Raw genomic sequence first — 15,552 nt, 5'->3', positions numbered from 1 at the left:
ATTATGGTTGTTCTATTCTTATAAACTATATTAATTTACACTTACCATTTGAACATCCACTTTTTCCTTCTTTAAACTTTCTAAAACATCTTCAGGAATATTAGTATCTGTAAATAAATAGCTTATCTCTTCTGCTTTAAATTGAGCTACCACTCCACGCTCAGAAAACTTTGATGATTCTGTTAATATTATAATTTTATTAGAACTTTCGGCCATGGCTTTTACCGTTTCTGTACGCATTAAGTTTTTTCCTGTAAACCCTATTTTAGAATTATAACCATCAGTTCCGATAAACAATTTATCTACAAAAAAATCTTTAACGCACTTTCTTGTTAGAGGACCTACTGATACCTGAGATTCCGGCTGGTAATCTCCTCCAAGCAACACTACTTTCGCATTTCCTTCTCTAATATAGTTTGCAATAAATGTAGAATTAGTTATTACTGTTATATCCTTTTTATTATATGCAAGTTCTTCCGCAAGTAAGGCACAAGATGAGCCCGATTCAATCATAACTGTTTCACCATCATTAACAAGTTTACTTGCCAATTGTGCTATTTTTCTTTTTATATCATAATTAAAAGCTAATCTGCTATTGATATCATCACTTGAAGTCATAACAGCATACCCATGTTCACGCTTCAATAATCCTTTTTCTTCTAATGCACCAAGATCTTTACGTATAGTCACTTGAGATACATTTAAAAGCTCTGATAATTTACTGACTTCTATACGCTTGTTTTCATTGACAATTTCAAGAAGCTTTGTATACCTATTTATCATAGAAACTCCTCCTTCTCTTAGGTATATTCAAAAAATAACTAGTCTATATACCTAAATCCAATGGTAATTATATCATAAACTACTTACAAAATGAACTATTTATATTTCGAATAAAAGTAGCTTAACTTATTATTGATTATATACTACTTCAAATAATATTAAACATCAAATTATTATTCTTATGAAATTCATAATCATTTCAAATGAAACTTTTTATTTACACTTATATTTTTTCATGTTAACATTGAATCATCAATTGAAACTTAAATTATTGCGGTTCAATCGTAATACTAATCTTGCTTTTACTATATGGGGGTGTTTTTATGAAAGATATAAAGGCTTGCATTTTCAATATTCAAAAATACAGCATACACGATGGTCCTGGAATCAGAACTGTAGTTTTTTTCAAGGGCTGTCCCTTAAGTTGCCTATGGTGTTCAAATCCAGAATCTCAAGATAGTAAGATACAAATCATATGTGATAAAACTAAGTGCACACAATGCCTTCATTGTATAGACGTTTGTCAAAATAATGCTATTTCCTTAAATGATAATCATATAAAAATTGATTCTAACAACTGTATTTCTTGTTTTGCTTGTAAAAATTCCTGTCCTCATAAAGCTCTTTCAGCAGAAGGTGAATTTTTAACCCTTTCTCATGTTATGAATGAAGTTATGAAAGATGAAATGTTTTATGAAGAATCAAATGGTGGCGTTACTTTATCTGGTGGTGAAGTATTAATGCAGCATGAGTTTGCATCAGAATTATTAAAACTATTGAAGAATAGAAACATACATACAGCCATTGAAACCACTGGATATGCTTCAAATAAAACATTCTCAAAGTTTATACAAGATGTAGATTTATTATTATTTGATATAAAACACTATGATAGAGAAAAGCATTTTAAAGTAACAAATGTTTATAATGATTTAATTATTAAAAATTTGAAAATTGCTATAGATAACGGCAAAGATGTCATTATTCGTATTCCTGTCATTCCAAACATAAACTCTAGTTTAGAAGATGCTAAAGAATTTTGTAAATTACTTGAGTCCGTTAATGCTAAGAAAGTAAACTTACTTCCATTTCATCAATTTGGGCAGAAAAAATACGAACTTCTGAACAAACCATATACTTTCCAAAATACGCAGCAACTTCATGAAGAAGATCTATTGGAGTATAAAAATATATTCGTTGAAAACGGATTTGATTGTTATTTTTAAGAAGCAAAAGGAAAAATACTATCAATATTTTTAATAAAATCCTGCGTCATTTAGATATAATTCACCTTTGCTAATTCTAAAATACTTTTCTATTACTACTTTTTAATATGTTTTTTATAGTGATGTCATTCTCTTAATATCTATAAACTAAAATAACCCAAGACAATACTAATAAATATTGTCTTGGGTTTTATAGTTACAGTGCACTGTAACCTTTAAATTTTTTATATTAAACATTCACCGTTTGTTTCTATTACTTTTTTATACCAATAAAAAGATTTTTTTCTTTTTCTCTCTAAAGTTCCAGTTCCATCATCTTGCTTATCTACATATACAAATCCATATCTTTTGCTCATCTCTCCAGTGGATGCTGAAACTAAATCTATACATCCCCAAGATGTATATCCTAATAGTTCAACTCCATCTTCCATGGCTTCTTTCATTTCCATGATATGCTGTCTAAGATAATCAATCCTGTAATCATCATTTATTGAGCCATCCTCTTCTATTGTATCTTTAGCACCTAGTCCATTTTCTACTATAAATAAAGGCTTTTCGTACCTATCATATAGCGTATTCATAGTTATTCTAAGACCTAACGGATCAATAGCCCATCCCCATTCACTAACTTCTAAATGAGGATTTTTTATGGATTTAACAACGTTAGCTTCAGTTTGATTTTCCATATCCTTAGATGCACATCTAGAAGCATAATAACTAAAAGATATAAAGTCTACTGTATTTTTTAATATATCCAGATCATTTTCTTCCATTACAATACTAACTTCTTTTTCCGCAAATACCCTCTTTGAGTATGATGGATACTTACCTCTAGCTTGTACGTCTATGAAAAATAAATTTTCTCTATCCTTTGTATGAGCCATCCATACATCTCTTGGATCACATGAGTACGGATAAAAATCTCCTCCTGCAAGCATACATCCAACTTTATTTTCTGGATTTTGTTCATGGGCTATTTTAGTTACTAAAGCACTTGCTACTAACATATGATGAGCTGCCTGATACTTAACCTGCTCTTTGTTTTCACCTTCTTTGAAATATATACCTGCTCCCGAAAAAGGACTGTGTATCAATATATTTATTTCATTAAATGTCAGCCAGTATTTAACCAAGCCATCAAATTCTTTAAAGCAGCATCTTGCATACTTTTCAAAAAATGATATCATTTTTCTGCTCTTCCATGATCCATATTTATTAACCAGTTCCATTGGAACATCAAAGTGACATAATGTTACTAATGGCTCTATATTATATTTTTTACATTCTAAAAATAAATCTTTATAAAATTTAATTCCTGCTTCATTAGGTTTACTATCATCTCCATTAGGGAAGATTCTTGTCCATGCGATTGAAGTTCTAAAAACTTTGAATCCCATTTCGGCCATCAGAGCAATATCTTCTTTATAATGATGATAAAAATCAATTGCCTCATGACTTGGATAAAATTCACTATCTTTCAAAGTCAAATCTTCTTCTAACCCTAATTTTACTTTCATTCTGTTTATTCCATGTGGTATAACATCTACAGTGCTTAAACCTTTTCCATCTTCTCTATACGCACCTTCAGCCTGATTTGCTGCAATAGCTCCGCCCCATAGAAATTCCTCTGGAAAACTGTATTTACTCATTATCTGCCCCCATTATTTCGATATTCTCTTCTGCTGGAATATCTTCAAATCCAAATATTAGAGTTAATACGAAAGATAATACGACTGCCAGTATCATTATTCCAACTATCCAAATAAGGCTTGATGGATTTTGTGGATCAAAAAACTGAACACTTGTGAATAAACCCGGTGCGGCCATAGATCTACTTGCGAGTCCTGCTATCCCTGCTACGGCACCACATACACCACCTGAAATTAATGATGCTATCAAAGGCCTTTTAAATCTTAATGCTACTCCATACAGTGATGGTTCTGTGATTCCTGCAATGATTGCAGAAGAAGCAGCTGCAATTGCAGTTTGTCTTAACTCTTTATTTTTAGTTTTAAAAGCAACAGCTAAAGCTGCTCCTCCTAATGAAAGGTTAGCACCTATTTCTGAAGGCATTACCATTCCTTCCATTCCTGTTTCTGCTATAGTTGTTAATATGGTTGGAGTAAATACTCTATGCATGCCAGTCATAACAAGTAGTGGCCATAAAGCTCCCATTATTGCTACTGATACCCATCCTAATTTGCTGTGAACAAAATAAACTAAACCTGATATTGCTGTACCAATCCATATACCTAAAGGTCCTATAAGTCCAATTGCTATTGGAGCTGCAATCAATACTATAATTGCTGGTTTTAAGAAATTTTTAGTTACTTCTGGTGTTATCTTATCTACAAATCTTTCAATATATGATAATATCCAAGTCATACAAAGTGCTGGTATTACCGTATACGTATACTTAACGGATGCAATAGGAATAAACGCTAAAGTTACTTCCTTACCTTCTGATGCGCTTACCATTAGTTTCATAAAATCTGGATGTACCATAAGTCCTGCTATTGCAATAGCTAAATAAGTATTAGTTTTAAACTTCTTAGATGCTGATACTGCCACCATAATTGGAAGGAAATAAAACGCTGCATCTCCCATAGCATTCAGTAAGGTATATGTAGTACTGTCTGCTGGTAGTACTTTTAACATAGATAAAATCATTACTACTAACTTCACCATTGAACCACCAATAATTGCTGGTATTAATGGTGACATTGTACTTACTAATGCATCCAATATATTAGTTCCAACTTTTTTGATAGTTAGCTTTTCTTTTTTTATACCTTTTGCAACGTCACTTTGTTCTCCAAAGTTTCCTAATTTTAAAACTTCCTTATAAACATAAGATACATTATTTCCAATAATAACTTGATGTTGTCCACCTTGGTTTACATATCCCATTACTCCATTAATTTTTTTAATCTCATCTACATTTACTTTTGAGTCGTCCTTTAAACAAACTCTTAAACGAGTCATACAATGAGTTACACTTTCAATATTTGAGATACCGCCTAAATTTTTCGCAATCGTTTTCGCAATTAATGCATAATCCTTTGCCATTTTATTACCTCACTTATATTTATTATTTTCGAATAGCTATTGAATGTATCTTAATGTTAATTGAAAAAGCTGATTTTGTCACTATGTAAACATTTATAAAAAACATGTCTGTTTTTTAATAATTTGTTATTGCAAAAAAACAAAATGTTTTTTTGCAATTAAAATCGAAATGTATTCTTGACATTTCATATATTTAAAAAACTGTGATTAACAAACAAAAAAGTAATTAAAATAAGCTTTATCAACTTGAGTTAAAAACTTCAAATCAATAAAGCCCTATGTAAAATACTTTTATTTTTTGCGCATAGCTATTTACTCATCTTGTATAGATTCTTCTCGACGATTTTGTAGTTTCCTTCCAATTCTTTCTATTATACTGATTATTGGAATTTGAGTTGTAATATCATATATTCCTACTTTAACATATGGCACATAATAGGGGATATTATAATCAGACATTTTCGCTATAGTGCAATTTTCAGTGTTAGTAATACTAACAATACAGCAATCATCTTTTTTAAATCTATTTATATGACCTATAATATCTTTTGATTCTCCAGACACAGAACATACTATCACAACTGAATTTTCATAAAACTTACCTGTAGTCGGGTAATATGGATCATCAATGCATAGACTAAATTGCCCAACACTTGATAGATATCGTGCTCCATATCTTGCTACAATCCCAGACATGCTACTTCCTATAAAAATTGTTCTCTTTGCTTTTAATATAGCTTTTACAATTTCATCTATCTTCTCATCATATTCTTCAGTATTTGTTTTCTTAAAAAAATCAATTATCTCTGTATTATCTTCACTTACTTTTTTAATTTCTTTTTCTTCTATAAATAATTTAAATTTTAGTTTAAACTCTGAATAACCACTACAACCTACTTTTTTGCAGAAATTTAATATGGTTGTAGTTGATACATGCGATTCAACTGCTAATTCCCTTATTTTCATATATCGGACCTTATCTTTATTATCCATAATATAATTATAAACAGAAATTTCTAAATCATTAAGACTTTTGATTTGACTATAACTGAACATATAATACTTCCTTCCATTGGACTATTGCATACATTATATCAACTGATAACGTTTTTTTCAATCAAGATAGATATAAGTTTGAGTCAATTAAAAGTTGGAAATAATTTTTATCTTAAGTTTTCCTTCAGTAAATTTTTCAGCTTCATTAAAAATTTCTAATGTATTTTCAGCATAATCACCTAATAAGTCTTTACTTTTTTGAAAGTCAACCCATTCAATTGTAACTGGCAATTGAATATCAGCAGTTAGACAATCCCAGAGTGCATCTAAGTTTTCACCGTAATGAGCAGGAAGCTTTAATTCCTGTTTTAAAATTTGGTGTAACATATTTCTATCCGTAAGCTTACTGCCTTGTATTACTACTTTATTCAAGCTATTCACATCCTTAAAAAAACTACTTTCCTTTATATAATAATTTGAATGTTTTATAATGATCTGAGGTAGAGTAAATTAATCCATCATTTGAATAAAGAATCCTATCATCCCCACGATGTCCTCCATTATAGTTAATATCGCATTCATGCCAAATTCTATTAGGCGCATCTGGTAGAGATTTTTCAGCATTCTTAAAAATATCTCCCCCTATGCTTTTACCAGGCGCTACTTTGCTAAGATCGTCTCCTGGCTTCCATCCAAGTTTATTAGCCTGCGCTTTTGTTATAAAATTTTCAGGCAAAGTTCCATTTTTATGTATATAATCTGCAACGCCTTGAAAATCATTAATAATTTTTTTATTCTTTGAATCCCCATCTTGGCTAGAATCTATCTTTTTATCTTCTGATTTTGTAGCTTCCACATTGTTATCCTGCTGCTTATTTGCAGCAGTTTTATTTGTTGCTGCACATCCAAATAAACCTATGAACATAAGTAAAAGTATAAAAACAGCAGAAATCTTCTGTATAAATATTTTTTTCATTTTTATAACCATTCCTTTCGCGCTTCGCTCAAAGCACAAAACGCAATTAAATTTTATTGACTCTTGACTTTGATCGACTCATTTTATATTTTTTATTCATAGATATAGCAGTTAACTACAAATCACGTGGAGGCGAGTGGGCTACACCTATCTAGAGGAATAAGCACTTTATCGAACCCATTTGTATCAGCCGTAAAAGAGAGTTATTCTGAAAATTCTTTTTTCATATGTATCTCCATCCCATAAATTCTTTTGTATAATTCTACTCTTTTTATTATATCTAATACTTCCTGCTTTTTCTATAATTTTACACATGAATAGTAAAATCTACTATTCATCTATGCATTCTGTAAATCATAGCATTTATCTATAAATCCCCTAAAATATAATTTTCTACAAACTAAAAGACCCACGAAAATCCAAATTTTAGATTTTCTTGGATTTCATGGTCGAGGCGAGGCACAACTTTTAAAATCCACTACTTAAAATTTATTAAATTGATTAGAATTATCTATATTTATAGATTTTTCTAATCTCCAAATTTATAACCAACACCCCAGACAGTTTTTATATACTTAGGGTTCCTATTATCCTCTTCTATTTTATCTCTCAAATTTCTAATATGAACCATAACAGTGTTATCTACTTCGAATTCTTCTTCACCCCATATTTTTTCAAAAATTTTTTCTGTAGAAAATACTATTCCTTTATTAATCAATAGTAATTTTAGAATTTTAAATTCTGTAGGTGTTAGTCTTACTTCTTCATCTTTTTTTATCAGTTTATGAGTACTTAAGTTGAGTGTAAAATCGTCATATTTTAATACCTCACTATTAATTTGAACAGGATTTAGGTCAATAAATCTTCTAAGTTGCGCTCTCACCCTTGCTAATAATTCTATTGGATTAAAAGGCTTTGCTATATAATCATCTGCACCACAAGTTAACCCAATAACCTTGTCCATATCTTGATCTTTAGCTGACAGCATTATGATAGGCATATTGGTTTTTTCTCTTATTTTAATACACAATGTAATTCCATCCGTATCTGGCATCATAACATCTAGAATAGCTAAATCTATTTTGCCCTTATCAATAATTTCTAATGCTACATGACCACTTTCTGCCTGAACGGTTTCAAAATCATTGTTCTCAAGATAAATGCTCACTATATTTCTAATATCATATTCATCATCAACTATTAAAATCTTCTTCTTACTCATAGATTTAACCTCTCAATCTTATAATAAACCAAATTTCATCATCATGTTGCTCTACCCATATATGGCTATTATGAAGTTCTATAATCTTTTTAACTATTGATAGTCCTATTCCGCTACCTTCTACAGAGCTATTTCTTGCTTTATCACCTCTATAAAATCTAATGAACAACTTATCTAAATCTTCTTCGTTTATATTCCTGCATTTATTTCTAAAGGAAATTACTGCTCCAGCTGCATCTTCCCCTAAAGTCACTGTAATCTTTTCATTTTCCTCTGAATATTTTATAGCATTACCAATTAAGTTATTAAACACTCTGCATATTTTATCTAAATCCACACTTAAGGTAATTGTGTTTTGAGGATTTTTATATTCAATGCTAATATTCTTTCCATCCGCCATCGCCAAGTGATCTGTAATCACCTGTCCCAAAAGTTTATTGATATTTACATCAATTTTGTTAAGTATTATTTCTTTATGGTTTAAATTAACAAATTCAAATAACTTTAATACCATTTTTTGAAGCAATAATGCTTTTTCATATGCTGTTTCTATATATCTTTCTTCTTCCTCCTTACCTTTACATGCCTTTGTCCTTATAATATCTAAATATCCTAATATTATTGTAAGAGGTGTCTTTAAATCATGTGAAATATTTGTGATTAATTCACGCTGCGTTCTTTCATTTTGTCTTTCTTTTTCAATCATATTTAAAATACTTTTTTCCATAGAATTAATCTGATTTGCCACAAAGCTAAGTTCATCTTCACCTTTTATTTCAAGCTTATAGTCTAAATTTCCCTTAGATATTTCCTCTATTGATGAAGATATATATTCTATATATTTTACTTTTTTCCTAACTCCAAAGTAGATTAAAAATATAAATAATATTAATGCTAATGTTGCTGCAGCAGCATAACTAATCTCATGTGTGTATATGGGAACTCCTTCCACAGTTTTCATTAAAACTAAATAATGAATATTGTTATCTATAGATAATGGATATATTATGTTAATAATTTTATCACCAGCTTTTTTCATATCTTTCATATATCCATCAATATTTATATGAACTGCATCATCATTTTCACTATGATATTCTACATCTCCATCTTTATTAACTATATAAATATGACAGCGCTCCTTAAAAGACGCTATATTCTTTCTAATGTATCCATCTTTATCATTTTCTTCCTTATATAAACCATTAATAAAATTTAAAACATCCACTACTGTATCATTTCTGTCTTTATCATAATCAACATGCTTTACCTCGAGAAAATGTGTTGTCCTAAAGATTTGTACAAGTGTCATTCCAAACACAACACTAATAATTAGTGATCCTAATATCCATAAGCTGAGCTTAGCATTGATACTCTTTTTTATTTTATTATATATTTCTAGTCTCCGTAATTTACGCATAACTCTCACTCCCATACGATTTTACCATTTACATCTATTTATTTCTACAAACTGTTATATTTCTTGAACTTAATTATTTTTAATCACTTTTTGTTCCTTATTGATAAACCTGTGTCTTGTGAAAATAATTTGCTTCCTTATTAGTCCCTCCCCATCTTGTAAATCAATCTATAATTATTAATAGCATCTTTGATTAAACTTTCTTTAAATCTTGCATAAAAATCCCTCCTTACATTAACTTTCATACTTATTGTAAAAAGAAAAGATTAAGAGTTACTTGTGAAAAAACTTAAGGTTTCTTAAGTTTTTGAAATTAATACCAAAGTATCTCGTTTAATGTGAAATATGAAGCTTTTCCCTGGAGGATGTCATTATCGTTATAAACATTACAATCAAAAAGTTAATGCAGTTGAAAGACCAAATTTACTAAATCAATTGTTTCAATCTAATGGGCGCAATAAAATATGGGGTGGCTATATTACCTATATTCGAACCAGAAAAGGTACTTTATACCTTGCAGTATTTATAGATATATACTCCCGAAAAGTTTTTGGATTGTCTATGAACAATAGGATGAAAGATATTCTTGTAATAGATGCATTTATGCAAGTGTACGGAAAAGAACATCCTGAAAAAGGTTTAATTGTACATACAGACCAAGGATCTCAATTTACATGCGGAAGATTCCAGGTATTATTGAAACGATATGATGCTATTCACAGTGAAAGTAGAAGATGAAATCCATACGACAATGCGGTAATGGAATCTTTTTATCGAACAATAAAAAGAGAGCTTGTTCAAGATGCCATTACGAGTCACCTGAATAAGCTCAAAAAGAAATCTTTAAATACATTGAAATTTATTATAATACTAAAAGAATGCATTCTTCATTGGAATATCTCTCTACATCTCAATTTGAAGAATTAAATTCATAAGATTCACATAACTTTGTGTCCACAAAACCTTGACAATTCCAAAAAAATCTCTAAAATCCACAAGTGAAAAAATTCAGCGCTTGCCATATGTGACTATATATTAAATGAGTTAGAATAAAGCTTACTGTCTTATTAAAAAATTCAAAAAGTAAACTCTTTATTTATTCTGATTATATGTATCTTGTAAGGGATTATCCTCATAAAAAAACACGACCATCTGTAAGCAGCTATTCAAGCCACATACAAATGGTCGTGGATTTTATGGTGGAGGCGAAGCGTGACCTTTGAAATCCACCAATTTAAAATTTATATTAAGTTATTGAATGAATATAACTTCATCAAATTTTATACTTAAACTTAATACTTTTCATGTTATTCCCTAATATTTATTATGCTTTTTAGCAACAAAAAATTAGCTATTTAACAACCTCTTATGATTATTTATGCTAAATCTTCGCCATTAGTATCTATTACTTTTTTATACCAATAGAATGAATCTTTTTCTTTTCTTGAAAAATCTCCTGTTCCATCATCATGTCTATCAACATATATGAAACCATACCTTTTATACAACTGTCCAGTTCCTGCTGAAACAATGTCAATTGGTCCCCATGTTGTATAAGCAATTAAATTAACTCCGTCTTCAACAGCTTCTTTCATTGCTTTAATATGCTCTCTAAAATAATCAATACGATATTGATCGTGAATTGCTCCATCTTCCTCAACCTTATCTTTAGCACCAAATCCATTTTCTACAATCATTAACGGAAGATGTGGATAACGACCTGCTAATTTATTAAGAGTATATCTTAACCCATCCGGATCAATTTGCCATCCCCAGTCAGAGGTTTTTAAATATGGGTTTTCAGCTCCTCCTTCAAGATTCCCAGCAACCGTTGGAACATTTGGATCAACGCTTACACAGTTACTCATATAATATGAGAATGTATACATATCAACAGTTCCTTCTTTTAAGATCTTTTTATCTTCATCAGTGATAAAAGAATAATTAATACCTTCCTCTCTGAAATAAGAGAAAATAAATTCAGGATATTCTCCTCTAACTTGAACATCTCCACTGAAATCATTAAAGATACTATCTTTCTTTTGACAAGCAATAATATCTTTTGGATTACATGTGTAAGGATACCATGTAATATGACAGATCATACATCCAATCATAAAATTAGCATTAATTTCATGCCCTTTCTTTACAGCCAGTGCACTTGCTACAAATTGATTATGTAAAGCTTCAAATCTTTTTTGCGGATTATCCTTAAGCTCATCAATCTTACACGGTTCTGTTCTATTTAAATCTTCCTCAGAAAATAGAGCTACGCTCTGATATGCTCCATCAGATGTAGTTGCAAAGTTGATTTCATTAAAAGTAATCCAGTATTTTACTTTGTTTTTATAACGTTCAAAACATGTTGTTGCATATTTAACATACATATCAATTGTTTCACGACTATAAAATCCTTGATATTTTTTTGCGATATTCCAAGGAATTTCATAATGACATAATGTAACTAATGGTTCAATGTCATATTTTTTACATTCATCAAACACATCATCATAAAACTTCAGCCCTGCTTCATTAGGTTCCTTATCATCACCATTGGGAAAAATACGACTCCAATTAATAGATAATCGAAGCATCTTGAATCCCATTTTTGCAAATAAAGCAATATCATTCTTATAGAAATGATAAAAATCAATTGCATTATGACTTGGATAAAATCTATCTTCTAGAATTTGTGGACAAAATGTTCTTGGTGTATTCGCATCCCCTCCTAAAAGCATATCAGGAACACTTAATCCTTTTCCGTCTTCTTGATACGCCCCTTCACATTGATTAGCAGCTAATGCACCGCCCCAAAAAAATCCTTTAGAAAAACTCATATTTTTACCTCCTACCATTTATATTTATAATCTTATAATTTCTAATATATTATTTTATTCATAACATCAAAATTTTTTTAAATCAAAAACCATATCACCTATTAAAAGGCTGCCTTAAAATAATATTTAATAAATTTTAAGACAGCTTTCTTCTATAAAACTTATTAAAATATAACTGTCATTAATTCATCTTTAGCTTTAACAACTTTTTCACTAGTTTCAATAATATCTAAAAGATCATTTGAATTAGTTATGATAACTGGTGTTTCTAATGAATAGCCTGCTTCTTCAATACTATTTTTATCAAAAGTAATTATCTTTTGTCCTTTTATTACTTTATCTCCAGCGCTTACAAATGCCTTAAATCCTTTTCCTTCTAATTGCACTGTATTAAGCCCTATATGAATTAATAACTCAATTCCATTATCAGAAGTTATTCCAATAGCATGTAATGTTGGGAATAATGCACTGATGGTGCCATCTACTGGAGAAAACACCTCTCCTTCTTCTGGTAATATAATTATTCCTTTACCTAAAGTTCCTTCTGCAAATGCTGCATCTTTCGCTTGTTCTAATGGTAATACTTTTCCTGATATTGGACTTGCAATAATATAATCCTTAGTAGTTACTCCATCAAATTTTTCTGCCTCTATTTCTTTTGGTTCTTCATCTTTATAAAGTACATACATAACAATAAATGCAAGAATTACAGTAACAACTGTCCCAATGATTCCAACATAAACATTTCCTAGATCGCCTGTTTGTGGATTAATTAAAGAAGGAAATTCAAATATACCAAATCCACCCATAATGTATTCACTAAAGTTTGAAGCACCAAAGTATGCACCAACAATTCCACTAATAATACAACTTATTATAAATGGTTTTTTCTTAGGCAATACGATACCGTAAATTGCTGGCTCTGTTATACCGAAAAGACCTGATATAAATGCTGGGAAACATAAACTCTTTAACTTCTTATCCTTAGTCTTTACCATAATTGCCAAAACAACAGCTGTTGTAGCCCATGTAGTAGCAAATGACATCATTAAAAAGTTATCAAACCCATTAGTCATAATATTGTTTATATATATTGGTATAACTCCCCAATGTAAACCAAAAATAACTAACGGCTGCCAAAACGTACCCATTATCGCACCTGCAATAATAGGGTTTAAACCTCTAAGCTGTAGAAGTCCGGTTGCAATCATATTTGACCCAAACGTTGCAACTGGCCCTAATATAATGTAACCAATTGGTAATGCCACAATTAATGTGAGCAATGGTACAAAGAATGCCTTAACTAATTCAGGAATAATTTTTTCAAAAATCTTTTGGCATTTTGAAGCAAAATAAACGATCAAAATTGCTGGCATAACTGTAGAAGTATAATCCATTGAAATTATCGGAATTCCAAAAAATGTTGTGTATATAGGCGATTGAAACATAGTTCCCTCAAATAATGTATACATTGGCTGCCCTGCTGCTGATAATGTACTTAGTTGGATTGCTGGAGTACATAAAGCACAACCAATTACTATTCCAACAAATTGTTTTAATCCGAATTTTTTTGCAGCTGTATAAGCTAAAAATACTGGCAAAAACATAAATATTGCATTACCAATTGTATCTAATAGTAGATATCCTCCAGAAGTATTTGAATAAAATCCTAATGTGGCAAACATTGAGTTAAAACCTCTTAACATACCACAAGCTGCTAAAACACTCAATACTGGCTGGAATATACTCGAAATAACATCAATTAATCTGTCAAAAATCTTGCCTTTAGCCTCATCTTTCGAATCACTTACTGATTCATTGCTAAGACCTGCAACAGAACAGACATCAGCATACACATAAGGTACATGATTTCCAATAACTACTTGATATTGTCCACCACTTTTCATTACGGTAATAACACCATCCATTTTTTTTAGGACTTCATCATTTGCCTTGCTTTCATCTTTCAATTTAAATCGAAGTCTTGTTATACAATGTGTTAGACTGTTAATATTTTCCTTTCCTCCGACATTTTTAATAATGTCTTTTGCTAATGATTCATACTTTCCCATGTTTTAATTCCTCCATTTTTCTTTTTATTTTTATATGAAATATGAAGGTATAGCCAACCTAATGTCACCATCCAGTCATGATTCTGACTTATAAACTAATCGTTCAATATGAATAGTTAAATACAACTTTTCTTCATTTGCTATATTATAATTATATCTTCTTTTAAGAAACTCACCTATTTTATTAACGCATTCATACGAATTAACATATTTTAATTTCACCGTATCTAGCAGGTCATCACTTTTATCATCAATATTTACCTTATTTCCGAATAAACGTTGTGCAAAAAATTTTAGGTGAGTAATGAAGCGATAATAATATATTGAATCTTCATTAAAGGAAATGCGAAAATTATATTTAACTATATTTGATATTTCCGACATTACTTCTGTTATATTGTACATATCTTCAACGTTTTCATTTAATAGTGCTTCTACAATATGTATTGCTATAAATCCCGCTTCATCATCTGGCAACCTAACTAAAAATCGTTGTTCTATCATATTAAGTACATTTAATCCAATATTAAATTCATCTTTATAAAATCTTTTAATATCCCACAAAATAGCATTTTTGACTAAAATACCATCTTTAAAACGTTTAATTGCTGCATATATATGATCAATTAGAGAAATATATATTGAATCGTTTAAATTTTTACCTAAAGTTTTCTCTGCATACCGTATAATATCTTCGCCTAATTCAATATATTCAGATGGAATATATGTCATTAGTTCTTGGAACTTATTACTGATATCTGGATTTGATAATATGAATGTTTTATCAATTTTGCTTTCGTCCAATTCTTCTCCACATTTTTTCTTAAAAGCAATCCCACATCCCATTACAATTTTCTCTCCAGCATTTTCATCTTTGATTAATACAGCATTATTATTAAAGATTTTTGATATTATCATAACACATGCTCCTTTACTAATAAGTTTATTACA

15 protein-coding genes are annotated in these 15,552 nt (G+C 30.0%); 4 read left to right on the top strand and 11 right to left on the bottom strand.

Annotation, left to right across the window (positions count from 1 at the left end; all coding sequences use genetic code 11):
- Nucleotides 1–30: 30 nt before the first annotated feature.
- Nucleotides 31–783: a DeoR/GlpR family DNA-binding transcription regulator gene (locus F3K33_RS03875; protein ID WP_039773186.1), complete on the bottom strand. Its 753-nt coding sequence runs from the start codon at nt 781–783 to the stop codon at nt 31–33.
- A gap of 323 nt (nt 784–1,106) precedes the next feature.
- On the opposite strand from F3K33_RS03875, the gene F3K33_RS03870 reads away from it, so the two are divergent.
- Complete coding sequence (locus tag F3K33_RS03870; RefSeq protein ID WP_039773188.1) at nt 1,107–2,009, top strand: glycyl-radical enzyme activating protein; 903 nt, start codon at nt 1,107–1,109, stop codon at nt 2,007–2,009.
- 224 nt (nt 2,010–2,233) lie between these two features.
- On the opposite strand, the gene F3K33_RS03865 is transcribed toward F3K33_RS03870, so the two are convergent.
- From F3K33_RS03865 to F3K33_RS03835, 7 genes are all read right to left on the bottom strand, one after another.
- Nucleotides 2,234–3,658, bottom strand: a complete 1,425-nt coding sequence (locus F3K33_RS03865; RefSeq protein WP_039773190.1) for a 6-phospho-beta-glucosidase — start codon at nt 3,656–3,658, stop codon at nt 2,234–2,236.
- On the bottom strand, nt 3,651–5,078 hold the full coding sequence (ascF, locus tag F3K33_RS03860) for a PTS cellobiose/arbutin/salicin transporter subunit IIBC (RefSeq protein ID WP_017209408.1): 1,428 nt from the start codon (nt 5,076–5,078) through the stop codon (nt 3,651–3,653). Before ascF ends, F3K33_RS03865 begins: the two co-directional genes overlap by 8 nt.
- 312 nt (nt 5,079–5,390) lie before the next feature.
- Nucleotides 5,391–6,134, bottom strand: a complete 744-nt coding sequence (locus tag F3K33_RS03855) for a MurR/RpiR family transcriptional regulator (RefSeq protein WP_039773192.1) — start codon at nt 6,132–6,134, stop codon at nt 5,391–5,393.
- A gap of 87 nt (nt 6,135–6,221) precedes the next feature.
- Nucleotides 6,222–6,506 (bottom strand): barstar family protein, encoded by a 285-nt coding sequence (locus tag F3K33_RS03850; protein ID WP_039773194.1) that lies wholly within the window; start codon nt 6,504–6,506, stop codon nt 6,222–6,224.
- Between the two features lie 22 nt (nt 6,507–6,528).
- Nucleotides 6,529–7,050 (bottom strand): ribonuclease domain-containing protein, encoded by a 522-nt coding sequence (locus F3K33_RS03845; RefSeq protein ID WP_039773196.1) that lies wholly within the window; start codon nt 7,048–7,050, stop codon nt 6,529–6,531.
- A gap of 529 nt (nt 7,051–7,579) precedes the next feature.
- Nucleotides 7,580–8,272, bottom strand: coding sequence for a response regulator transcription factor (locus tag F3K33_RS03840; protein WP_039773198.1), 693 nt, complete (start codon nt 8,270–8,272; stop codon nt 7,580–7,582).
- 4 nt (nt 8,273–8,276) lie between these two features.
- Nucleotides 8,277–9,692 (bottom strand): HAMP domain-containing sensor histidine kinase, encoded by a 1,416-nt coding sequence (locus F3K33_RS03835; protein ID WP_051144887.1) that lies wholly within the window; start codon nt 9,690–9,692, stop codon nt 8,277–8,279.
- A 345-nt stretch (nt 9,693–10,037) separates the two neighbouring features.
- Here F3K33_RS03835 and F3K33_RS03830 point away from each other — a divergent pair, with 345 nt between their 5' ends.
- The 3 genes from F3K33_RS03830 to F3K33_RS27090 are packed head-to-tail and all read left to right on the top strand — an operon-like array spanning nt 10,038 to nt 10,627.
- Nucleotides 10,038–10,430, top strand: coding sequence for a DDE-type integrase/transposase/recombinase (locus F3K33_RS03830; protein WP_084670576.1), 393 nt, complete (start codon nt 10,038–10,040; stop codon nt 10,428–10,430).
- On the top strand, nt 10,427–10,519 hold the full coding sequence (locus F3K33_RS27095; protein ID WP_167514406.1) for a hypothetical protein: 93 nt from the start codon (nt 10,427–10,429) through the stop codon (nt 10,517–10,519). The genes F3K33_RS03830 and F3K33_RS27095 overlap by 4 nt, the downstream gene beginning before the upstream one ends.
- Before the next feature lie 12 nt (nt 10,520–10,531).
- On the top strand, nt 10,532–10,627 hold the full coding sequence (locus F3K33_RS27090) for an IS3 family transposase (protein ID WP_154861651.1): 96 nt from the start codon (nt 10,532–10,534) through the stop codon (nt 10,625–10,627).
- A gap of 441 nt (nt 10,628–11,068) precedes the next feature.
- On the opposite strand, the gene F3K33_RS03820 is transcribed toward F3K33_RS27090, so the two are convergent.
- The 3 genes from F3K33_RS03820 to licT all read right to left on the bottom strand — a co-directional run bounded on the left by F3K33_RS03820 (nt 11,069) and on the right by licT (nt 15,519).
- Entirely contained in the window at nt 11,069–12,529 is a 1,461-nt protein-coding gene (locus F3K33_RS03820; RefSeq protein WP_039773200.1) for a glycoside hydrolase family 1 protein, read from the bottom strand.
- Nucleotides 12,530–12,693: 164 nt separating this feature from the next.
- On the bottom strand, nt 12,694–14,601 hold the full coding sequence (locus F3K33_RS03815) for a beta-glucoside-specific PTS transporter subunit IIABC (RefSeq protein WP_039773201.1): 1,908 nt from the start codon (nt 14,599–14,601) through the stop codon (nt 12,694–12,696).
- A 75-nt stretch (nt 14,602–14,676) separates the two neighbouring features.
- Nucleotides 14,677–15,519, bottom strand: a complete 843-nt coding sequence (gene licT / locus F3K33_RS03810; RefSeq protein ID WP_039773202.1) for a BglG family transcription antiterminator LicT — start codon at nt 15,517–15,519, stop codon at nt 14,677–14,679.
- Nucleotides 15,520–15,552 lie beyond the last annotated feature (33 nt).

The organism is Clostridium beijerinckii, assembly GCF_008705175.1.
GTDB classification, from domain to species: Bacteria; Bacillota; Clostridia; order Clostridiales; family Clostridiaceae; genus Clostridium; species Clostridium beijerinckii.
Note: the sequence above shows the minus strand (reverse complement) of the source record. Positions and strands in the feature narration are given on the sequence as shown.

Excerpts from the sequence above, each read along its gene's own strand:
- F3K33_RS03875 (WP_039773186.1), bottom strand. The coding sequence starts at position 783 with ATGATAAATAGGTATACAAAGCTTCTTGAAATTGTCAATGAAAACAAG.
- F3K33_RS03870 (WP_039773188.1), top strand. The coding sequence starts at position 1,107 with ATGAAAGATATAAAGGCTTGCATTTTCAATATTCAAAAATACAGCATA.
- F3K33_RS03865 (WP_039773190.1), bottom strand. The coding sequence starts at position 3,658 with ATGAGTAAATACAGTTTTCCAGAGGAATTTCTATGGGGCGGAGCTATT.
- ascF (WP_017209408.1), bottom strand. The coding sequence starts at position 5,078 with ATGGCAAAGGATTATGCATTAATTGCGAAAACGATTGCGAAAAATTTA.
- F3K33_RS03855 (WP_039773192.1), bottom strand. The coding sequence starts at position 6,134 with ATGTTCAGTTATAGTCAAATCAAAAGTCTTAATGATTTAGAAATTTCT.
- F3K33_RS03845 (WP_039773196.1), bottom strand. The coding sequence starts at position 7,050 with ATGAAAAAAATATTTATACAGAAGATTTCTGCTGTTTTTATACTTTTA.
- F3K33_RS03840 (WP_039773198.1), bottom strand. The coding sequence starts at position 8,272 with ATGAGTAAGAAGAAGATTTTAATAGTTGATGATGAATATGATATTAGA.
- F3K33_RS03835 (WP_051144887.1), bottom strand. The coding sequence starts at position 9,692 with ATGCGTAAATTACGGAGACTAGAAATATATAATAAAATAAAAAAGAGT.
- F3K33_RS03830 (WP_084670576.1), top strand. The coding sequence starts at position 10,038 with ATGAAGCTTTTCCCTGGAGGATGTCATTATCGTTATAAACATTACAAT.
- F3K33_RS27095 (WP_167514406.1), top strand. The coding sequence starts at position 10,427 with ATGAAATCCATACGACAATGCGGTAATGGAATCTTTTTATCGAACAAT.
- F3K33_RS03820 (WP_039773200.1), bottom strand. The coding sequence starts at position 12,529 with ATGAGTTTTTCTAAAGGATTTTTTTGGGGCGGTGCATTAGCTGCTAAT.
- F3K33_RS03815 (WP_039773201.1), bottom strand. The coding sequence starts at position 14,601 with ATGGGAAAGTATGAATCATTAGCAAAAGACATTATTAAAAATGTCGGA.
- licT (WP_039773202.1), bottom strand. The coding sequence starts at position 15,519 with ATGATAATATCAAAAATCTTTAATAATAATGCTGTATTAATCAAAGAT.